11 protein-coding genes and 1 tRNA gene are annotated in these 19,793 nt (G+C 70.3%); 6 read left to right on the forward strand and 6 right to left on the reverse strand.

Annotated elements, in window-relative coordinates; all coding sequences use genetic code 11:
* Nucleotides 1-633: 633 nt before the first annotated feature.
* Complete coding sequence (gene pyk / locus AC1RU4_RS25085) at nucleotides 634-2,220, forward strand: pyruvate kinase (protein ID WP_492894407.1); 1,587 nt, start codon at nucleotides 634-636, stop codon at nucleotides 2,218-2,220.
* 146 nt (nucleotides 2,221-2,366) lie between these two features.
* On the opposite strand, the gene AC1RU4_RS25090 is transcribed toward pyk, so the two are convergent.
* Nucleotides 2,367-3,263 carry an SDR family oxidoreductase gene (locus tag AC1RU4_RS25090; RefSeq protein WP_492894409.1) on the reverse strand — a complete coding sequence of 299 codons (897 nt, stop codon included), beginning with the start codon at nucleotides 3,261-3,263 and terminating at the stop codon, nucleotides 2,367-2,369.
* Nucleotides 3,264-3,394: 131 nt separating this feature from the next.
* On the opposite strand from AC1RU4_RS25090, the gene AC1RU4_RS25095 reads away from it, so the two are divergent.
* On the forward strand, nucleotides 3,395-4,321 hold the full coding sequence (locus AC1RU4_RS25095; protein ID WP_492894411.1) for an AraC family transcriptional regulator: 927 nt from the start codon (nucleotides 3,395-3,397) through the stop codon (nucleotides 4,319-4,321).
* A 37-nt stretch (nucleotides 4,322-4,358) separates the two neighbouring features.
* On the opposite strand, the gene AC1RU4_RS25100 is transcribed toward AC1RU4_RS25095, so the two are convergent.
* A complete protein-coding gene (locus AC1RU4_RS25100) occupies nucleotides 4,359-5,981 on the reverse strand; it encodes an ABC-F family ATP-binding cassette domain-containing protein (RefSeq protein WP_492894413.1) in 1,623 nt (540 codons plus the stop codon).
* Nucleotides 5,982-6,072: 91 nt separating this feature from the next.
* Nucleotides 6,073-7,200, reverse strand: coding sequence for a cellulose biosynthesis protein BcsN (bcsN, locus tag AC1RU4_RS25105; protein ID WP_492894415.1), 1,128 nt, complete (start codon nucleotides 7,198-7,200; stop codon nucleotides 6,073-6,075).
* A 295-nt stretch (nucleotides 7,201-7,495) separates the two neighbouring features.
* Between bcsN and bcsA the strand changes: the two genes are divergently transcribed.
* The 4 genes from bcsA to AC1RU4_RS25125 are packed head-to-tail and all read left to right on the forward strand — an operon-like array spanning nucleotide 7,496 to nucleotide 16,033.
* On the forward strand, nucleotides 7,496-9,700 hold the full coding sequence (gene bcsA / locus AC1RU4_RS25110) for a UDP-forming cellulose synthase catalytic subunit (protein WP_492894417.1): 2,205 nt from the start codon (nucleotides 7,496-7,498) through the stop codon (nucleotides 9,698-9,700).
* Between the two features lie 2 nt (nucleotides 9,701-9,702).
* Nucleotides 9,703-12,537 carry a cellulose biosynthesis cyclic di-GMP-binding regulatory protein BcsB gene (locus tag AC1RU4_RS25115; protein ID WP_492894419.1) on the forward strand — a complete coding sequence of 945 codons (2,835 nt, stop codon included), beginning with the start codon at nucleotides 9,703-9,705 and terminating at the stop codon, nucleotides 12,535-12,537.
* Nucleotides 12,534-13,640, forward strand: a complete 1,107-nt coding sequence (locus AC1RU4_RS25120) for a family 8 glycosyl hydrolase (RefSeq protein WP_492894421.1) — start codon at nucleotides 12,534-12,536, stop codon at nucleotides 13,638-13,640. The genes AC1RU4_RS25115 and AC1RU4_RS25120 overlap by 4 nt, the downstream gene beginning before the upstream one ends.
* Nucleotides 13,641-13,660: 20 nt before the next feature.
* A complete protein-coding gene (locus AC1RU4_RS25125) occupies nucleotides 13,661-16,033 on the forward strand; it encodes a tetratricopeptide repeat protein (RefSeq protein ID WP_492894472.1) in 2,373 nt (790 codons plus the stop codon).
* A gap of 161 nt (nucleotides 16,034-16,194) precedes the next feature.
* On the opposite strand, the gene AC1RU4_RS25130 is transcribed toward AC1RU4_RS25125, so the two are convergent.
* The 3 genes from AC1RU4_RS25130 to selA all read right to left on the reverse strand — a co-directional run bounded on the left by AC1RU4_RS25130 (nucleotide 16,195) and on the right by selA (nucleotide 19,792).
* A tRNA-Sec gene (locus AC1RU4_RS25130) sits at nucleotides 16,195-16,290 on the reverse strand.
* Nucleotides 16,269-18,386, reverse strand: a complete 2,118-nt coding sequence (selB, locus tag AC1RU4_RS25135; RefSeq protein WP_492894423.1) for a selenocysteine-specific translation elongation factor — start codon at nucleotides 18,384-18,386, stop codon at nucleotides 16,269-16,271. The genes AC1RU4_RS25130 and selB overlap by 22 nt, the downstream gene beginning before the upstream one ends.
* Nucleotides 18,383-19,792: an L-seryl-tRNA(Sec) selenium transferase gene (gene selA / locus AC1RU4_RS25140; protein ID WP_492894425.1), complete on the reverse strand. Its 1,410-nt coding sequence runs from the start codon at nucleotides 19,790-19,792 to the stop codon at nucleotides 18,383-18,385. The genes selB and selA overlap by 4 nt, the downstream gene beginning before the upstream one ends.
* Nucleotide 19,793: the final 1 nt, after the last annotated feature.

Here is a 19,793-nt window from a genome sequence, read left to right on the forward strand (position 1 = left end):
GCCCCCGACGCAACAAAAACCGCCGCCCCAAGCGACACGTAACGCTTCACCGTGTCGGCAGACGCCGAAACCCGGGGCTCCGAGACGGGCTCGGCAAAAATTCCAATCCGCATGAGCCTTCCTCCCTTGGAAAGGTCGTTTGTTCATCATTATGTCCGGCCCGCGCGGGAGACCCCGGCATGGCCGCGTTAGTCGGCAAAGGACCTGCCCGGTACGCGATCGCGATCGTTGGCGTCGACCGCGCGGCCCGGAGGCTTCGACATGTCTCGCCGTCCCGCAGGACGGCTCCGTCACCATCGCCCTGCGGCGCGCCGCCGCCCGGCGCCACACCGCATTCCGACGCTGTCGGCGCCTCGCCGGGGAGGCCGGCGCCGACCCGTCCGCGCGAATTGCGGAGCGAAGGGCAACCCCTGTATTGGTATACAGAATTCCGAATGCCAGCAAGGAAATTCCGCGCTTGGCCGAAAGGGAAGATGCCTGACCAAAGGTCAACATGCCAGTGCTCGCCTTGCCGCGTCGCGCAAAAGACACGTTGCGTTGCAATATAAGCAAGACGAGACAGCAACGGCCTTTTGGTCCATATGAATAGCAACCGGCCATTGCGTCGGAACAAGTGTATAGACGGAGGAATTCATGTACAGCAGGCGGGAACGCGCGACGAAGATCGTGGCGACCCTCGGCCCGGCATCGTCGAGCCCCGAGATGATCAAGGCCCTCTATACCGCCGGCGTGGACGTGTTCCGGCTGAATTTCAGCCATGGGACCCAGGCCGACCACGGGCGCGTGCTCGGCATCGTGCGTGCGCTCGAACGCGAGGTCGGCCGGCCGATCGGCGTGCTCGCCGACCTGCAGGGCCCGAAGCTGCGCGTCGGCCGCTTCGTCGACAATGCGATCACGCTGACCGCCGGCACCTCGATCCGCTTCGACACCGACCCGACGCCGGGCGATGCGACCCGCGTGCCGATCCCGCACCCGGAGATCCTCGAGGCGCTGCATGTCGGCTCCACCGTGCTGCTCGACGACGGCAAGGTGCGCGTGCGCGTGGTGCACAAGGGCGCCGGCTTCATCGAGGCCGAGGTGGTGGCCGGCAACAAGCTGTCCAACAACAAGGGCTTCAACGTTCCCGACGTGCTGCTGCCGGTCTCGCCGCTGACCGAGAAGGACCGCGCCGACCTGTTCTTCGCCCTCGACCTCGGCGTCGAGTGGATCGCGCTCTCCTTCGTGCAGCGCCCCGAGGACGTGCTGGAGGCGCGCGAGCTGATCCAGGACCGCGCCCGCATCAACCTGAAGCTGGAGAAGCCGGCCGCCATCGAGCACCTGACCCGGCTCACCGAGCTCAGCGACAGCATCATGGTGGCGCGCGGCGACCTCGGCGTCGAGCTGTCGCTGCCCGAGATTCCGGCCCTGCAGAAGAGCATCATCCGCGAATCCCGCCGCTTCGGCCGGCCGGTGATCGTCGCCACCCAGATGCTGGAATCGATGCTCACCTCGCCGGTGCCGACGCGGGCGGAAGTCTCCGACGTCGCCACCGCGGTCTATGACGGCGCCGACGCGGTGATGCTCTCGGCCGAAAGCGCCGCCGGCCAGTATCCGGTCGAGGCGGTGGCGATGATGGACCAGATCATCAAGAACGTGGAGCGCGATCCCGGCTACCGCAAGATCATCGATTCGCAGCGCCCCGAGGAAGGCACCAGCGTCGCCGACGCGGTGACGCAGGCCGCTTACAGCGCCGCCAATGCGGTCGATGCCGCCGCCATCGTCACCTACACCCTGTCCGGCACCACCACGCTGCACGCGGCGCGCGAGCGCCCGCGCATCCCGGTGCTCGGCATCGCCTCGAAGCTCGCCACCGCCCGCCAACTGGTGCTGTCCTATGGCGTGCACGTGGTCTACGCGCCGGAGGAGATCCACACCTTCGGCGAGATGGCGACCAAGGCGACGCAGACCGCGATCGACTACGGCTTCGCCGGCGAGGGCGACCGGCTGGCGATCACCGCCGGCGTGCCCTTCGCCCAGCCCGGCACCACCAACGTGCTGCGCCTCGTGACCATCGACAAGGGCATGGTGGACCGCAAGCCGGGCAACCCGCAGCCGGCCCCGCGCCCGCGCGCCAAGGGCATCGTCGCCGGCGGCGAGGCTAAGCCGGAGGCAACGCGCAAGAGCGCCGAGCTGAAGCCGGGCGCCCGCAAGGCGTCGTCGGGGCGGCCGGCGTCGCGTTAGAGGCGGGGGCGCCGGACCCCGGCGCCGAAGGTCTTGAAGAATGCAAGGCCCGCTCCCGCGAAGGGGCGGGCCTTTTGTTTGCGACGCCCAGGCCCGGTGACGCCTATGCCCGGCGGCGGCTGCCGGACGTCAGGAGGCGCCCCCGCTCAGGCGTCGAAATAGACTGGCCGGTCGATGTCGGCGAGCAGCCCGGTCCGTTCGGGCCGCCAGCCCAGCACCTCCCGCGTCCGCGCGCTCGACGACGGGCAATCGAGCGCGGCGAAACGGGCGAACCAGCCGAAATGCGCCGCCGCCTGCTCGGGGAGCATGGAGACCACCGGCATCTCGAGCCGGCGTCCGATCACCCCGGCAATGTCGCGGAACGGCACGCCCTGCTCGGCGACGCCGTGATAGCGGGCGCCGGCGACGCCGTTCTCCAGCGCCAGCCGGAACAGCCGCGCCGCGTCGAGCCGGTGCACGGCGGGCCAGCGGTTCGACCCGTCGCCGGTATAGGCGGAGATGCCCTTCTCGCGGGCGATGCCGATGAGCAGCGGCACGAAGCCGTGATCGCCGTCGCCATGCACCGATGGCGGCAGGCGAACGATGCAGATGCGCCCGCCGCGCGCCGCCACGCCGTCCGCTGCCTCTTCCGAGGCCGCGCGCGGATGCGCGGCGCTGCCGGTGGCCGGCATGGCGTCCTCGCCCGCCACCCGGCCCTGGGGCAGGATGCCGATCCCGGAGGTGACGACCAGCGGGCGGTCGGAGCCGGCGAGCGCCGCGCCGAGCGCCTCGATGGCGCGCCGGTCGATCTCGCAATTCTCCCTGAACGTCGAGAAATCGTGGATGAAGCCGGCATGCACCACCCCGTCCGCCATCGCCGCGCCGCGCCGCAGGCTGTCGGGGTCTTCGAGATCGCCGCGATGCGGCTCGGCGCCGGCGGCGAGGAGGGAGGCGGCGGCCGCATCCGAGCGGACGAGACCGAGCACGCGATGGCCGGCGCCGATCAATTCCTGCACGACGGCGGAGCCGACAAATCCGGTCGCCCCGGTGACGAAGACACGCATCACGACTTCTCCATGACGTTCCCTACGGGCCGCGGCCGCATGCGCCGCCGCGTGTCTTGGTGATAAGCCGCCGAAATGATACGATCCATGCTGTAAAATCCGCATTTCATTCGCGATCGTCCGGGATGCCCATGGACCCCTTGTCGGACGTGCTCTCGCTGCTGAAGCCGCGCAACACCATGTCGGCCGGGTTCGATGCCGCCGGCGACTGGTCGATCCGATTCCCCGGACAGCGGGAAAGCATCAAATGCGGCGCCGTGGTTTCCGGCCGGTGCTGGCTGGCCGTCGAGGGCGTCGCGCCGGCGGTTCGCCTGGATCCGGGAGACTGCTTCCTGCTGCCGGGCGGGCGCCCCTTCCGCCTGGCCAGCGACCTCGACCTGGAGCCGGCCGAAGCGGCGGCGATCTTCTCGCAGGCGCGCGAGGGCGGCATCGTCACCCATGGCGGCGGCGGGGATTTCTTCCTGGTCAGCAGCCGCTTCGCCCTGGCCGGGCCGCATGCCGACATCCTGCTGCGCATGCTGCCGCCCATCGTCCACATCCGCCGCGAGCCGGAGCAGGCGGCGCTGCGCTGGTCGGTCGAGCGGACGATGCTGGAGCTGCACGACCGCCAGCCGGGCAGCTTCCTGATCGTGCAGCACCTCGCCCACATGATCCTGGTCCAGGCGCTGCGGCGGCATCTGGCGGAAGCGGCGAGCGGCGGCGTCGGCTGGCTGTTCGCGCTGGCCGACCGGCAGATGGGCGCGGCGATCGGCGCCATGCACGCCGATCCGGCGCATCGCTGGACCTTGCAGGAGCTGGCGGCACGCGCCGGCATGTCGCGCTCGACCTTCGCGCTGAAGTTCAAGGCATCGGTCGGAACCGCGCCGATGGACTATCTGACGCGCTGGCGCATGCTGATGGCCGGCGACCGGCTGACGCATTCCGCCGACCCGGTTTCCGCCATCGCCCTGTCGCTCGGCTACGAATCCGAAAGCGCCTTCAGCACCGCATTCAAGCGGGTGATGGGCTGCGCGCCCCGGCAATATGGCCGCGCCCGCGCGCCGGCGCCGACGGCCTAGGGTCCCCCCGCGCCGGCACGGTGCCGGCCGGGATCCCTCACCCCCTGAGCCCCGGCGCCTCCTGCCCGGTGCGGGCGACATATTCGGTGTAGCCGCCGCCATACTGGTGCACGCCGTCCTCGGTCAGCTCCAGCACCCGGTTCGACAGCGCGGCGAGGAAATGCCGGTCGTGCGAGACGAACAGCATCGTCCCCTCATAGGAGGCCAGCGCCGCGATCAGCATCTCCTTGGTGCCGATGTCGAGATGGTTGGTCGGCTCGTCCAGCACCAGGAAGTTCGGCGGGTCGAACAGCATCTGCGCCATCACCAGCCGCGCCTTCTCGCCGCCGGAAAGCACCCGGCACTTCTTGTCGACGTCGTCGCCGGAAAAGCCGAAGCAGCCGGCCAGCGCCCGCAGCGACCCCTGCGCCGCCTGCGGGAAACGGGCCTCCAGCGCCTCGAACACCGTGCGCTCGCCGTCGAGCAGTTCCATCGCGTGCTGGGCGAAATAGCCGAGCTTCACGCTGCCGCCGACATTCACCGTGCCGGCATCGGGCTCGGTGGTGCCGGTGATCAGCTTGAGCAGCGTCGACTTGCCGGCGCCGTTGACGCCCATCACGCACCAGCGCTCGCGCCGGCGGATGTGGAAGTCCAGCCCCTCATAGATGCGCCTTGTGCCGTAGCTCTTGTCGACGCCCTTGAGGCTGGCGACGTCCTCGCCCGAGCGCGGCGCCGGCTGGAACTCGAAGGCGACCGACTGGCGGCGGCGCGGCGGCTCGACGCGCTCGATCTTGTCGAGCTTCTTTACCCGGCTCTGCACCTGCGCGGCATGCGAGGCGCGCGCCTTGAAGCGCTCGATGAAGGCGATCTCCTTGGCGAGCATCGCCTGCTGGCGCTCGAACTGCGCCTGCTGCTGCTTGTCGGCCAGCGCCCGCTGCTGGGCGTAGAACTCGTAGTCGCCGGAATAGGAGGTCAGCGCGCCGGCGTCGATCTCGACGATCTTGTTGACGATCCGGTTCATGAAGGCCCGGTCGTGCGAGGTCATCATCAGCGCGCCGTCATAGCCGCGCAGGAAGGTCTCCAGCCAGATCAGGCTCTCGATGTCGAGATGGTTCGAGGGCTCGTCGAGCAGCATCACGTCCGGGCGCATGAGCAGGATGCGGCCGAGCGCCACCCGCATCTTCCAGCCGCCCGACAGCGCGCCGACGTCGCCGGCGATCATCTCGGCCGAGAAGCCGAGGCCGGCCAGCACCTCGCTGGCGCGGCCCTCCAGCGAATAGCCGTCGAGATCCTGGAAACGCGCCTGCACCTCGCCATAGCGCTCGATGATGGCGTCCATCTCGTCCATGCGGTCGGGATCGCCCATGGCGACCTCGAGTTCGCGCAGCTCGGCGGCGACCTCGCTCACCGGGCCGGCGCCGTCCATCACCTCGGCGAGCACCGAGCGGCCCGCGACCTCGCCGACATCCTGGCTGAAATAGCCGATGGTGATGCCGCGATCGACCGAGACCTGGCCCTCGTCGGGAGCCTCCTCGCCGTTGATGAGTCGGAACAGCGTGGTCTTGCCCGCGCCGTTCGGGCCGACGAGGCCGATCTTCTCGCCGCGCAGCAGCGTCGCCGAGGCCTCGATGAAGACGATCTGCCGGCCGTTCTGCTTGCCGATATTGTCGAGACGAATCATGAAAAACCGCGCGCTGGGAGAGTTTGCGGGCGGATTTACGCCATGCGGGGCGCCGGCGGAAGGGCGGGCGGGCCCTGCGCCGGAATCGGCCTCACTGTCCCGCGGCCGGCACCGGGTAGCTGGAAGCGCCGGGCACCAGGCGGACGGGGGCGCCGACCGTGCCGGAGGCGGGCGCGTAGTTGCTGGTGCCCGAGGGCACGCCCGGCAGGCGCGGCGGGGTGCTGAACGGGGTGTTCTGCGTCTCGCTCTGCACCGGGCGCGCCGGCGCCGGGTCGACCACCGCGCCGGCGGCGGGCTGGCCGCGCACCACGTTCGGCGTCGCGCTCGGCGCGAGCTGGGCCGACGGCGTCGGCCCCGGCACCACCGGATAGCCGTCCACCGGCGTATAGCCGTCGGTCGGCTCGCCATAGCCGGCCTCGGGCACCACCGGCTCGGGCGCCTCCACCGGCGCGCCGTAGCGGCGCGAGGGCGCCGGACGCGAGGCGCGCGGCGCGGCCGCCGGCTCGGGGCCCATCCAGCCGTCCAGCACCGTGCCGTCGCCCTGCAGCCCGGAGGGATAGGCGAGCGGGCCGCCGATGCGGCCGATGCCCTCCGGCTCGCCCATCGGCCGCCCATAGGGCTGCCAGACGCGCGGCAGGAAATAGCCGTTGATCGAATAGCGGTACATGACGCGCAGCAGGTCCTGCTCGCTGGCGCCCCTCTGGCACAGCCGCAGCCGCACCGAGAGCACGCCGCGGTCGCGCATGATGAGATAGACCGGCACCTGCGACTGGATGCGCTGCCAGGCATACATGCACAATTCGCCGGCGCCGCCGCGGCCCATCGCGTAGTTGAACGGCCCGTAGCGGTTCTGCACGAAATAGTTGGAGGTGTGCATGGAGACGCCGGGGAGCTGCTCCTCCATCTCCTTCTCCAGCGCTTCCTCGTTGAGGAACTCGTCGGTGCGCTCGTAGCCGCCGGCGCGGTTATGCTCGACCGGGCCGAAGAAGGTGGCGTGGAAGGCGTTCTGGCCGCGCGCCGAGGAGTTCGTCTCCAGGATGATTTCCTGCATAATGGCGTTCGAATACGAACTCTGCAGGACGGCGAGGATGCGCGGCGCCGCGCCCGGCTCGGGCAGCACCAGAGCGTCGGCGGTGTCGACCTCGGTCGTCGCGCCGGCCACGCGCACGCCGCGGTCGAAATAGGACGGATACGGGGCGCAAGCTCCCAGAAGGAGCACGACGGACAGAGACATCCCCCGAATAAAAGGTCGCTTGCTCGTCCGTCCGCTCATGGGCCCTTCATGCGTTCGAGACGTCGTCCACGCGAACATTGCCTGGGCGCACATCCGAAGAAAACCACGCTGGAGGCCGCCGAATCACTGATGGATCAGACTTTATCCTGTGAGGGCATCCGGTGGAATCGACCAAATGAGCGGTGCTTTCGAAATTAGATAGATTTTTTCAACACCTGGGCATTAAGACACGAGCATCCGTCGCTGTGCGGCGCGAGGTCGGAACGAGGCAAGAGAAACGATGCGTAAGGCATGGATTGCCGCCTTGTGGGCGATTGCATCACTGGTGGTGGTATTTCTCATCACCTTGCCCATCAGCCTCCAGGCGCATCTGATTGCCGGCTCGATTGTCGTCCTCGCCATGATACTGCTGAAGACCTTCGGCCCGCCGACCGGCGTTTTCCGGCTGATCGCGCTGGCGCTCGGCACCACCATCGTGCTGCGCTACGTCTATTGGCGCACCACCAGCACCATTCCGCCGATCACCCAGATCGAGGATTTCATTCCCGGCTTCATGCTCTACATCGCCGAGATGTACAGCGTGTTCATGCTGTTCCTCAGCCTGTTCGTCGTCTCCTCGCCGCTGCCGCACCGCCCGACCCCGCCGATCCCCGACGACGCGCCGACCATCGACGTGTTCATCCCGACCTATAACGAGGACATCGAGCTGCTCGCCACCACCGTGGCGGCGGCGAAGGGCATGGAATACCCGGCCGGCAAGATGACGGTGTGGCTGCTCGACGACGGCGGCTCCGACCAGAAATGCAACCAGGACGACGCGGCCAAGGCGCTCGAGGCGCAGAACCGCCGGCGCGACCTGCAGAAGCTGTGCGAGGGGCTCGGCGCCAGCTACCTCACCCGGGCGCGCAACGAGCACGCCAAGGCCGGCAACATGAATAACGGCCTCGAGCATTCCACCGGCGAGCTGGTGGTGGTGTTCGACGCCGACCACGCCCCGGCCCGCAACTTCCTGCAGGAGACGATCGGCTTCTTCGCCCAGGACGAGAACCTGTTCCTGGTCCAGACGCCGCATTTCTTCATCAATCCCGACCCGCTGGAGCGCAACCTCGACACGTTCGAGACCATGCCCTCCGAGAACGAGATGTTTTACGGCATCATCCAGCGCGGCCTCGACAAATGGGACGCCTCGTTCTTCTGCGGCTCGGCGGCGGTGCTGCGCCGGAAGGCGCTGAAGGAGACCAACGGCTTTTCCGGCGTCACCATCACCGAGGACTGCGAGACCGCGCTCGGCCTGCACGCGCGCGGCTGGCGCAGCGTCTATGTCGAGAAGCCGCTGATCGCCGGCCTGCAGCCGGAGAGCTTCGCCAGCTTCATCGGCCAGCGCTCGCGCTGGGCGCAGGGCATGGTGCAGATCCTGCTGTTCCATGTGCCGCCGCTCAAGCGCGGCCTGAGCCTGCCGCAGCGGCTCTGCTACATGTCGAGCAACCTGTTCTGGCTGTTTCCCTACCCACGGCTGATGTTCCTGATCTCGCCGCTGTTCTACCTGTTCTTCTCGCTGGAGATATTCAACGCCTCCGGTGCCGAGTTCCTCGCCTACACCACCACCTACATGCTGGTGAACCTCCTGATGCAGAACTACCTCTACGGCCGCTACCGCTGGCCGTGGATCTCGGAACTCTACGAATACATCCAGGCGATCTACCTGCTGCCGGCGATCCTCTCGGTGATCGCCAACCCGAGGAAGCCGACCTTCAACGTGACCAGCAAGGGCGAGAACGTCCATGAAGGCCATGTCTCGGAAATCGGCCGGCCGTTCTTCATCATCTTCGGCGTGCTGGTCGCCGCCTTCTTCGTGTCGATCTACCGCGCGCTCACCGAGCCGTTCAGCGCCGACGTCATCGTGGTGGTGGGCGGCTGGAACCTGCTCAACATCCTGCTGGCCGGCTGCGCGCTCGGCGTGGTGTCGGAACGGCGCAACCGCCGGCGCAACCACCGCGTCCGCCTGATGCGCCGCTGCGAGATCATCATCAACGGCATCGTCTATCCCGCGAGCGTCGAGGACGGCTCGACCGGCGGTGCCCGAATCCGCCCGAACAACTCGGCCGGCCTGCCGGAATTCGAGCGCGGCCAATATGCCGAGCTGCGCTTCACGCCCTTTGCCGAGCTCACCGACAACGTGCTGCCGCTCGCCATCCGCAATGTCGAGCACACCCGCAACGGCACGGTGTTCGGCTGCCAGTTCCAGCCGCAGACGCCGGCTCACTATCGCCTCGTCGCCGACCTGATCTTCGCCAATGCCGACGAATGGCGGAAATTCCAGGAATCGCGCCGCAAGAATCCCGGCGTGCTGCTCGGGACGCTGCGCTTCGTGCGCACGTCGATCTACCATACCGGCCGCGGCCTTTCCTACCTCGTCCACCTGCAGAAGCTCCGGCGCGAACGGCGACGCCGCCCGGCGCTCGCGCCCGCCAAACGGGGATCGTGACGATGCGCCCGTCCGCCGCCTCCACACCCGCCCGGTTCGCGCCCGCCCGGTTCGCGCCCACCGCCTTCGCGCGGGTGGCGCTCGTCGCCCTGCTCGCCGGGTCGCTGCCCGCCGGCCCGGCACTGGCCCAGCAGGCCACCGGCTCGGCCGGACAGGGTACCAGCCTGTTCCAGATGACGCCGCCGCTCGGCGGCGGTGCGCGCTCCGCCGGCTCGACGCCGACGGCCGGATCGGCGCCGACGGCGGCCAACACGCCCGCCCGGCCGCTGCTGCCCGCCCTGCCGCCGATCCCGGCGCCCACGGTCCAGGCCCAGGCCCAAACTCAAGCCCAAACTCAAGCCCAGGCACCCGCCGCGCCGACATCCTCTGCCCCGACATCCTCTGCCCCGACGCCCGCCGCGCCGCAGATTCCCCGCGCCACCACCAATTATGTCGAGCCGCCGGTCGCCCCGCCGGCCGGGACCGCGAATGCCAGGCCGGCCGCCGCCGGCCAGGCCGCGCCGGCCGCCAGTGCCGCGCCCTTCGAGATGGTGCCCGGCCAGCCCGCGGCGCCGGTGGCCAGCATCCCGACCGCGCGTCCTCCCGCCGCGCCGCCGCGCCCGGACCGCTACGTCATCCCGCAGGGCCGGATGATCTTCGCCGGCGAGGTCGCCTCGCGCGCCTGGGTCATCTACACCTCGCAGGAGGAGGCCGCGCGCTCGGCCACCTTCGTGCTCAGCTACCTCAATTCGGTGGTGGTGATGCCGGAGACCTCGCGCATCCGCGTGACGATCAACGGCCAGGCGATCATCGAATCCCCCATCGCCTCCTCGCAGGAGCCGTCGAACTTCGCGGTGCCGATCCCGCGCGGCACGCTGCGCGCCGGTGCCAACCTCGTGCGCTTCGACGTCGTGCAGCGCCACCGCACCGATTGCGCGGTGACCGCCACCTACGAATTGTGGACCGAGATCAACAACGAGGGCACCGGCATCGCCTTTGCCGGCGGCAGCCCGATCCTCGCCGGCGGCCTCGACGATCTGGCTTCCGTCGGCTTCGACAGCAAGGGCGTGACCAATATCCGCGTCGTCACCCCCGGCCCGATCGAAGGCGGCGGCAGCGCCCGCGTGCTGCGCGCCGTGCAGGGCCTCGCCGTGCGCGGCCAGTTCCCCAATCCGGCGGTGTCGATCGTCGACGGCTCGGCCGGCCCCGCCCCCGCCGGCACGCTGACCGTGGTGATCGGCTCGGCCTCCGAATTGCCGCGGCTGATGGCCAACCCGATCGCCGAGGCGCGACAGCGCCCCCTCACCACCTTCGTCAACGACGACCGGCTCGGCGCCCCGACGCTGGTGCTCTCCGGGCCGACGCCGCCCGATGTCGACCGCGCCATCGACCGGGTCAACGACATCGTGCTCGACCAGCGCGAGAGCGTCAGCACCGCCTCCCGCTTCGCCCCCAATGCGCCGCTGTTCACCGGCGCGCGCTCGGTGCGGCTCGCCGATCTCGGCGTCACCACCCAGGAATTCTCCGGCCGCCGCTTCCGTGCCGAGTTCCAGATCGCGCTGCCGGCGGACTTCTTCGCCGAGTTCTACGGCAGTGCCCGCCTGCTGCTCGACATCGCCTTCACCGCCGCCGTGCGGCCCGGCAGCCATGTCGACGTCTATGTGAACCAGGAGATCGCCTCCAACCTGCCGATCACCATCCGCGGCGGCGGGCTGATGCAGCACCAGCCGATGCAGATCCCGCTGCGCAATTTCCGTCCGGGCATCAACCGGCTGTGGCTGGAAGTGGTGCTCGACACCGAGTCGGACGCGCGCTGCCTGCCCGGCGCCACGCTGCCGGCCGACAACCGCTTCGTGCTGTTCGATTCCACCGAATTCATCATGGACAATTTCGCGCGGATCGGCACGGTGCCGAACCTCGCCGCCTTCACCGCCGATGCGTTCCCCTACGGCCTCGACGGCAGCCCGATGGCGGTGGTGCTGGCGCGCCAGGACGCCGCGACGCTGGGGGCGGCGAGCACGCTGCTCGCCCGCCTCGCGCTCTCGCACGGCTCGCCGCTGCTCCTCGACGCCTCGCCGGCCTCGGCGACGCTGGGCGAGCGCAACACCATCTTCGTCGGCGATATCGACCACATTTCCGGCAGCGTGCTCGACCAGGTCGGCATCTCCGAATCCACCCGCTCCAACTGGGTGGTGACGGTGGGTGACGAGGCCGCCGCCACCTCCAGCACCGCCGGCAGCTACGACAACGTGCTGGAGCGCTTCCGCTCCCGCCAGAACGGCGAGGGCCAGGCCGCCGTGGCGCCGAGCGACCACCCCGCCGACGCCAACACGCCCGAGGTCTACGAGCGTTGGCGCAACACCGTGCAGACCACCGGCGCCCTCAACGCCATCGCCGACAGTTTCGAGGGCTGGATGAAGCGCACCTTCTCGATCAGCTTCGAATCGCTGCGCATCAACGAGGGACGGCGCATCCTCTACGAGCCGCCGCCGCGCACCTCGGTGCTGATGGCGCAGGGCAACTCGACCAATGGCGCCGCGGTGTGGACGCTGGTCACCGGGCGCACCTCCGAGACGCTGGCCGGCTCGCTGGTGCGGCTGACCGCCGACACTGCCTGGAACCGCATCGGCGGTCAGGCGGTCGCCTTCCAGGCCTCCTCCGGCGAGATCGAGCGGCGCGACGTGCTCGCCCACCGCTTCATCGTCACCACGCCGCTCAGCTTCGCCAATATGCGCATGATCAGCGCCAACTGGCTGTCGACCAATATCGTGCCCTACGCGCTGATGCTCATGCTGGCCTCGACGGTGCTCGGCATCGCCACCTCCTTCATGCTCCGTCGGCTCGGGCGTCCCTCATGAAGTGGCTGCGTCTCGCCGGCCTGCCCGCCCTCGTCCCAGCCCTCGCGCCGGTCCTCGTCCTCGCCGCCGCTCTCGCCTGCGGGATCGCCGGCGCCCCGCCGCTGAAAGCCCAGACCATGGCCAATCCGGTGCCGATCGAGGCATGGAACGCCTACATGGCCCGCTTCGTCGACGACAGCGGACGGGTGATCGACACCGCCAATGGCGACATCAGCCATAGCGAGGGCCAGGGCTACGGTATGCTGCTGGCGTTTTTGGCTGGCGACCGCGGTAATTTCGAGCGCATATGGGGCTTCACGCGTACGGAATTGCTGATTCGCGACGACGGGCTGGCTGCATGGCGCTGGGATCCCAATTCGAACCCGCACGTCACCGACATCAATGCGGCGAGCGACGGCGACCTGCTGATCGCCTATGCGCTGGCCAGGGCGGGCCGCAGCTGGGGCAACCAGGCCTATCTCGACAGCGCGCGCCGGATCGCGCAGGCGCTCGGCGCCAAGCTGGTGGTGAAATCGGGCGACCGGCTGGTGCTGCTGCCCGGCGCCACCGGTTTTTCGACGGCCGACCGCAAGGACGGCCCGGTCCTCAACCTGTCCTACTGGATCTTCGAGGCGTTTCCGATCCTCGCGCAGCTGGCGCCGGCGACCGACTGGTCGAAGCTCAGCGCCAGCGGCCTCGATCTGCTGAACATTGCGCGGCTGGGTCCGGCGCGCCTGCCGCCGGACTGGATTTCGGCGCCGGCGGGCGGCCCGGTGACGCTCGCCGAGGGCTTCCCGCCCGTGTTCGGTTACAATTCATTAAGGATATCTCTTTACCTGTTGAGGGCAGGAATCGGGGACTCCGAGATATTGGAAGCTTTCCGGCGCAACTGGCTGGTCGAGAATGGCGGGTCTCCCGCCGTTGTCGACATTCCCTCGGGCCGCGTCGTCACGCTGCTCACCGAGCCGGGCTACCGCATGCTGGCTGCCGTTCTCGCCTGCGCGCTGAACGGTACCGCGATTCCTCAGGACCTGAGACGGTTTGAGCCGACGCTCTATTACCCGTCGACCTTGTTCTTGTTGAGTTGGGCCTTGCTGGTGGAGAAATATCCGCGATGTCTTTGAAGAGAGCCGTTTTGCTGATCGTGCTTGGGGGGGCCGTCGTTCCCGCCATCGGTCAGCAGATCGAGCTCCCGATCGGCAATGACGGCGCGAACGGCAGGCCCGCCAATACCAACGCAGCCGCCATCCGCCCCAAGGTCGACGAGACCGCGCTGCGCTACTTCGCCTCCCAGGGCGACACCCGCCGGCTCGAAGCCGAGATCGCCCGCCTGCGCGCGCTCTACCCGGAATGGTCGCCGCCGGCCGACCTGTTCGGCCCGCAGTCGGACCCCGAGCTCGAGCGGATGTGGAAGCTCTACACCGACAGCAAGTTCTCCGACCTGCGCACCGCCATCGCCGCCCGCCAGGCCTCCGACCCGTCCTGGGAGCCGCCGGCCGACCTCGTCGCGAGGCTCGACGAATCCGAGAACCGCCGCCGGCTCATCAACGCCTCCGACGCCCAGCAATGGGGCCAGGTGCTGCGCATGGCGACCGAGACGCCGGGCCTGCTCACCTGCAACAATGTCGACATCCTGTGGCGCGTCGCCGAGGGCTTCGCCAGGACCGGGCAGATCCAGCGCGCGCTCGACGCCTATACCTATGTGCTGACCAATTGCAGCGACACGTCCGAGCGCCTCGCCACCGTGCAGAAGGCGCTGCCCTTCCTCGACGACGAGCAGATGAAGCAGCTGCTGGCGCTGGAGCGCAAGGACGCGCAGGGCAAGCCGGAATTCGTCGCGCTGCGCGACGAGCTGATCCGCCGCCGCGTCGGCAAGGCCGCCGCCAACCCGGAATATGTGGTCTCGACCGACGACATAAGGCGCATGGAGCAGCTCTCGCGCGAGGGCACCGAGCCGGGCGACCCGCTGCTGCTGGGCTGGTACCTGTTCCGCCACGACGAGGCGGCCAAGGCGCTCGAATGGTTCAAGCTGGCGCTCGACCGCAAGGGCGGCAACAAGGCGGCGGAAGGCTATGTGCTGTCGCTGAACTTCCTCGGCCGCGCGCTGGAGGCCGAGCCGATCGCCTTCGAATGGCGCGACTCGGCGCCGGAGAACAACAAGGCCTATCTCGACGTCGTCATCAGCCTGCTCACCGCCGATCCGGCGCCGGTGCTGGACGAGGCGATGCTGTCGCGCTTCAGCCCGGTGGTGATGCGCGACAAATACGTCTCCGGCGCGCAGGCGCTCGGCTGGTACGCCTTCAATACCGGGCAGCTGGTGGTGGCGCAGTCCTGGTTCCAGACCGCGCTCTCATGGGATCCGAACGACGAGGCGTCCTCCTACGGCCTCGCCCTCACCTATTGGCGGCTGAACGACGTCGCCCGGCTGAACGCCCTGGTGCAGGCCTGGCGCACCCGCTCCGAGCGCATCGTCGCGCTGGTCGATCCGGCGGTGCGCGCCCAGATCGAGGCGCGCAATTACCAGGGCCAGATCAACCGCAACACCAGCCCGCTGGTTGCCGCCGCGCTGCGCGTCACCCCGCCGCCGCTGAACGCCGCGGCGCCGGTCGCGCCCCAGGCCGCCATCCGCCCCTACGCGACGGGCCAGCCGCAGGTGGCCTACCAGCCGGTGCCGAATGCCGGCCAGTTCGCCCCGATCCCGACCCAGGCACCCGCCACGCACAGCTTCACCCCGTCGGCGACGCAGGCGGCGCCGAATTTCGCGCCGATCCCGGCGCAGGCCTCGTCCCAAACCTCGTCCTACGCCCCGGTACAGCCGGTGCAGCCGCAATTCGCGCCGATCCCGGCGCAGGCGACTGCGGGGCAGCCCGTCGCGTCCCAGCCGGTTCCGGCCCAGCGCTCCTATGCGCCGCAGACGGTGAACTATCAGGAAGCCTCCACGCCGCCGGCGCCGCGCCGCAGCACGACGAGCCGCCAGCGCGTCGCCGCCAGCTCCGGCACCCCGCGTGCGACGGCTCCGGCTACGGGCGGCGGCGGCGGGGCGGCGGCGCTGTCGCGCGGCTGGCGCCTGATGGAGCTCAACCGTCCCATCGAGGCGGTCACCGCCTTCGACGAGGCGATCAAGACCGGCAGCGGCAAGGTCGCCGAGGAAGCCGCCTACGGCAAGTCGCTCGCCTATCTGCGCAAGGGCATGACCAACCAGGCCCAGGTCGCCGCCATCGAGGCGCCGCAGTCGCCGCGCCGCTCGATGCAGCTCACCGCCGACCTGCTCGCCCAGCGCGCCTATGAGTTCTACAAGGACCAGCGCTATGTCGAGGCGATCATCTCGCTCGACGAGCGGGCCCGGATCGGCCCGGAGCAGCAGGACCTGATGCTGATGCGCGCCTGGTGCTATTTCCACCTGCGCGACTTCCAGTCGGCCGACCGCATCTTCAAGGCGCTGGCCGCCCAGGGCAATGCCGAGGCGATGAGCGGCCATACCGAGGTCGAGTTCGCCCGCCGCATCAGCCGCTACTGAGGCACCGCGCGACAGGCACGGAACGGCGGCGCGCCCCGAGGGGCGCGTTCGCATTTTCAGCCCGGCCCGGCGGAAGCTGGCTCAGGCCGGCAGCTGGCTCGGAAGCCGACCCAGGCCAGGAGGCAGCTTGGGTCGGGAAGTAGCTTGGGTCGGAAGACAGCTGGCGGAAGAGAGTGGGAGTCGAACCCACCAAGGACCGGCGCGCGGCCCCTCCCGGATTTGAAGTCCGGGTACCTCACCGGAGATACCTCTCTTCCCCAGAACCCGTCGGCGCAGGCGCCGACGAATCTTGACTCGGCACAAGCGGCGCCGTCGCCGGCGGATCCCCGCCCGGCGCGTCCTGCCCGGATACGCCCGGCTTTCCAGCCGGCGCGCCTTGCCCGGAGGCGACCGGCGGGGTGGCCGGCGCCGCCGCGACGCCGAACAGGTCCAGCCGATGCCGGTTGATACGGCGCATGTCGCCGCGCCGCAACGTCACGCCGTGGCGGTCGAGGAATTCCAGGATCTGGATCGCCACCTTGCGGCCGACCGCATGCTCGCCGGATGCGCCGCCGCCCTCGATCCGGTCGCGGAACGCCGCCGCGCTGAACTCCCCCTCCGACGCCAGGTCGCTTGCATGGCCGACCATGGCGGCGACCACCGGGCGGAGAAAGAAATGGTCATGCGCCACCTCGTCGACCCGGCCCAGCCGCGACAGCAGCTTCAGCAGCCGGCGCACATCCGCCTCCGGCTCGCCGAGCCGGCCGGCAATGTCGCGCACCCGCGGCGGCCGGTAGCGCTCGATGCCGGCCAGCATCGGCTCCACCGCCTCCCAGAGCAGGTCGTCGCGGCGGGTGAGCCGCACCTCGTGGCCGGCGAGGCGCACCCACGCGCCCTCCACCGCCAGCAGCCCCTCGCGGGCGAGGCGGGCGAGCGCGTCGAGGAAGGCCGGCTTGGGCAGGCGGATGCCGAGCTCCAGCCTCAGCTTCTCCACCCCGATGCCGGCGAGGTCGGGATTGGCGGCGTGATAGCAAGCGAGCCGTTCGGCAATCTCCTCGCGCCATCCCGCCCAGCGCGCGGCGGCAAGCGCCAGCGTCGTCCCGCCGGCGCTCAGCGTGACGAGACCGAGACCGGCGGCGAGCGTCGCCGGGGCGTCGGCGGCCAGCGCCCGGTCGCGGGCGAAGGCGTCGAGATCGACGAAGCCGGGCGGCAAGGCGAGCAGCGCGGCGAGCGCCTCGGCAGGGTCGGCGGCGGCGCCGGCCTCCAGCTGCGCCATCCGCTCCGGCGTGCGGCGCTTGCGGGCGGGCGCGCGCAGGTCGACGAAGCGGCCGCCGCCGATGGTGCGCTGGGCCGAGGTGTCGCGCAGGATGAAGCGGTCGCGGATCGCGGCGGCGATCGGCCGCTCCAGCACCAGCTGCACCAGCCCCTCCGAGCCGGGCGCCAGCGCCTCGGCCGAGAGCGGCACCACCCGCGCGCCGACCTCCACCGCGCCGTGATGCAGCCGGGCCGGGAACCAGGTGCCGAGCGGACGCGGCTCGCTCGCCAGCACCCGCAGATGCGCATCGATGCGGTCGGTCGGCGCATGCAGCGACGGGTCGAGCACCACGTCGCCGCGCGAAAGCACGGTGGCGGCGATGCCCTCGCCGGCCAGATTGAGCGCGCAGCGGTCGCCGGCGACGCCGCGCCCGGCCGGCCGGTTCTGCGCATGGATGGAGCGCACGCGGGCGGAGAGGCCGGAGGGGCTGACGCCCACCCGGTCGCCGACCGCCACCGCGCCCGACATCACCGTGCCGGTGACCACGGTGCCGGCGCCCGGCAGCGCGAAGCTGCGGTCGACCGACAGCCGGAACCGCCCAAGGCCCCGCCCGGCGGCGAAGGAGCCGGCGGCGGCGATCAGGGCCGCGCGCAGCGCCTCGACTCCCTCCCCCGTCCGGGCCGAGACCGGCAGCACCGGCGCCCCTTCGAGCGCGGTGCCCTCCAGCGCCCCGGCGATCTCGGCGGCCACCGCCGCGCGGCGCTCCGCATCGGCGAGATCCGCCTTGGTCAGCGCGACGAGCCCGCGCGACAGGCCGAGCAGGTCGAGAATGGCCAGGTGCTCGCGCGTCTGCGGCATCACCCCATCGTCGGCGGCGACCACCAGCAGCGCGAAATCGATGCCGCTCGCCCCGGCCAGCATGGTGTGGATGAGGCGCTCATGGCCCGGCACGTCGACGAAGCCGAGAATGCCGGCCTCGCTCGGCAGATAGGCGAAGCCGAGATCGATGGAGATGCCGCGCGCCTTCTCCTCCTTCAGCCGGTCGGTGTCGACGCCGGTCAGCGCGCCGACCAGCGCCGTCTTGCCGTGGTCGATATGGCCGGCGGTGCCGATGATCATGGCGGCACCGCAAGCCCGGACAGGCTTTCGAGGAAGCCCGCCGGGTCCTCCAGGCAGCGCAGGTCGAGCAGCAGCGCGCCGTCCTTGATGCGGCCGATCACCGGCCGGTCGAGCCGGCGCAGCGCGCCCGACAGCGCGTTCAGCGCGCCGCCGCTGCCGTCGCCGGCGCGCATCGCCAGCCCGGCGCTCGCCAGCGTCTCCTGCGGCAGCGCGCCGGAACCGATCTGGCTGGCGCAGTCCACGACGTCGACGGTAAACCCGGCGCCGAGGATCGCCGCCACTTGCGGCGCCAGCGTCTCGGCGAGGGTGCGGATCTCGTCCGCCTTCCGCGCCAGCAGCCGCAGCGTCGGCAGCCGCGCGGCCAGCGTGTCGGGGTCGCGGTAGAGCTTGAGCGTCGCCTCCAGCGCCGCGAGCCGCATCTTGTCGACGCGCAGCGCCCGCTTCATCGGGTTGCGATTGATGGCGGTGATCAGGTCGGCGCGGCCGACGAGGAAGCCGGCCTGCGGCCCGCCCAGCAGCTTGTCGCCGGAAAAGGTGACGAGATCGGCGCCGTCCGCCACGCTCTCGCGCACCGTCGGCTCGTGGCCGATGCCGATCAGCGCCAGGTCGAACAGCGTGCCGGAGCCGAGATCGTGCACCAGCGGCACGCCCCCCGCGCGGGCGATGGCCGCCAGCTCCCTCGCCGGCACCTCGCTGGTGAAGCCCTCGATGCGGTAATTCGAGGTATGCACCTTCAGGATCAGCCCGGTCCCGGCGTCGATGGCGCCGGCATAGTCCTTCGGATGGGTGCGGTTGGTGGTGCCGACCTCGACGAGCCGCGCCCCGGCCCGCGCCATGATGTCCGGCATGCGGAAGGCGCCGCCGATCTCGATCAATTCGCCGCGCGAGACGAGGGCGCCCTTGCCCGCCCCCAGCGTGTTCAGCGCCAGCAGCACCGCGGCGGCATTGTTGTTGACGACGGTGGCGTCCTGCGCCCCGGTCAGCTCGACCAGCAGCGCCCGCACATGGTCGTCGCGCTCGCCGCGCGTGCCGGTCTCGAGGTCGAATTCCAGCGCCAGCGCCGAGCGCATGGCGGCGCTGGCCGCCTCGATCGCCGCTTCCGCCAGCACCGCGCGGCCGAGATTGGTGTGCAGCACGGTGCCGGTGAGGTTGAACACCGGGCGCAGGCCGGACCGCGCGCCGCGCTCCAGCTCCTCCTCCGCCGCCAGCGCCACATGGTCGGGCGACGGCAGGCTGGCGAGCTGGCCGGCGAGCATGCAGGCGCGCACCACGTCGAGCGCGGCGCGGATCGCGGCGGTCAGCGGCGCCCGGCCGAAGCGCGCGGCGGCGTGAAGCCCGGCCGGCGTCTTCAGCACCTGGTCGACCGAGGGCAGGTCGCGCAGGGACGGGCGGGGCTCCGCATCCATC

This window comes from Ancylobacter sp. GW821-FHT10E12, assembly GCF_058809335.1.

Bases quoted from the DNA above. Each gene is read 5' to 3' on its own strand.
- pyk (WP_492894407.1), top strand. From the start codon at position 634: ATGTACAGCAGGCGGGAACGCGCGACGAAGATCGTGGCGACCCTCGGC.
- AC1RU4_RS25090 (WP_492894409.1), bottom strand. From the start codon at position 3,263: ATGCGTGTCTTCGTCACCGGGGCGACCGGATTTGTCGGCTCCGCCGTC.
- AC1RU4_RS25095 (WP_492894411.1), top strand. From the start codon at position 3,395: ATGGACCCCTTGTCGGACGTGCTCTCGCTGCTGAAGCCGCGCAACACC.
- AC1RU4_RS25100 (WP_492894413.1), bottom strand. From the start codon at position 5,981: ATGATTCGTCTCGACAATATCGGCAAGCAGAACGGCCGGCAGATCGTC.
- bcsA (WP_492894417.1), top strand. From the start codon at position 7,496: ATGCGTAAGGCATGGATTGCCGCCTTGTGGGCGATTGCATCACTGGTG.
- AC1RU4_RS25115 (WP_492894419.1), top strand. From the start codon at position 9,703: ATGCGCCCGTCCGCCGCCTCCACACCCGCCCGGTTCGCGCCCGCCCGG.
- AC1RU4_RS25120 (WP_492894421.1), top strand. From the start codon at position 12,534: ATGAAGTGGCTGCGTCTCGCCGGCCTGCCCGCCCTCGTCCCAGCCCTC.
- selB (WP_492894423.1), bottom strand. From the start codon at position 18,386: ATGATCATCGGCACCGCCGGCCATATCGACCACGGCAAGACGGCGCTG.
- selA (WP_492894425.1), bottom strand. From the start codon at position 19,792: ATGGATGCGGAGCCCCGCCCGTCCCTGCGCGACCTGCCCTCGGTCGAC.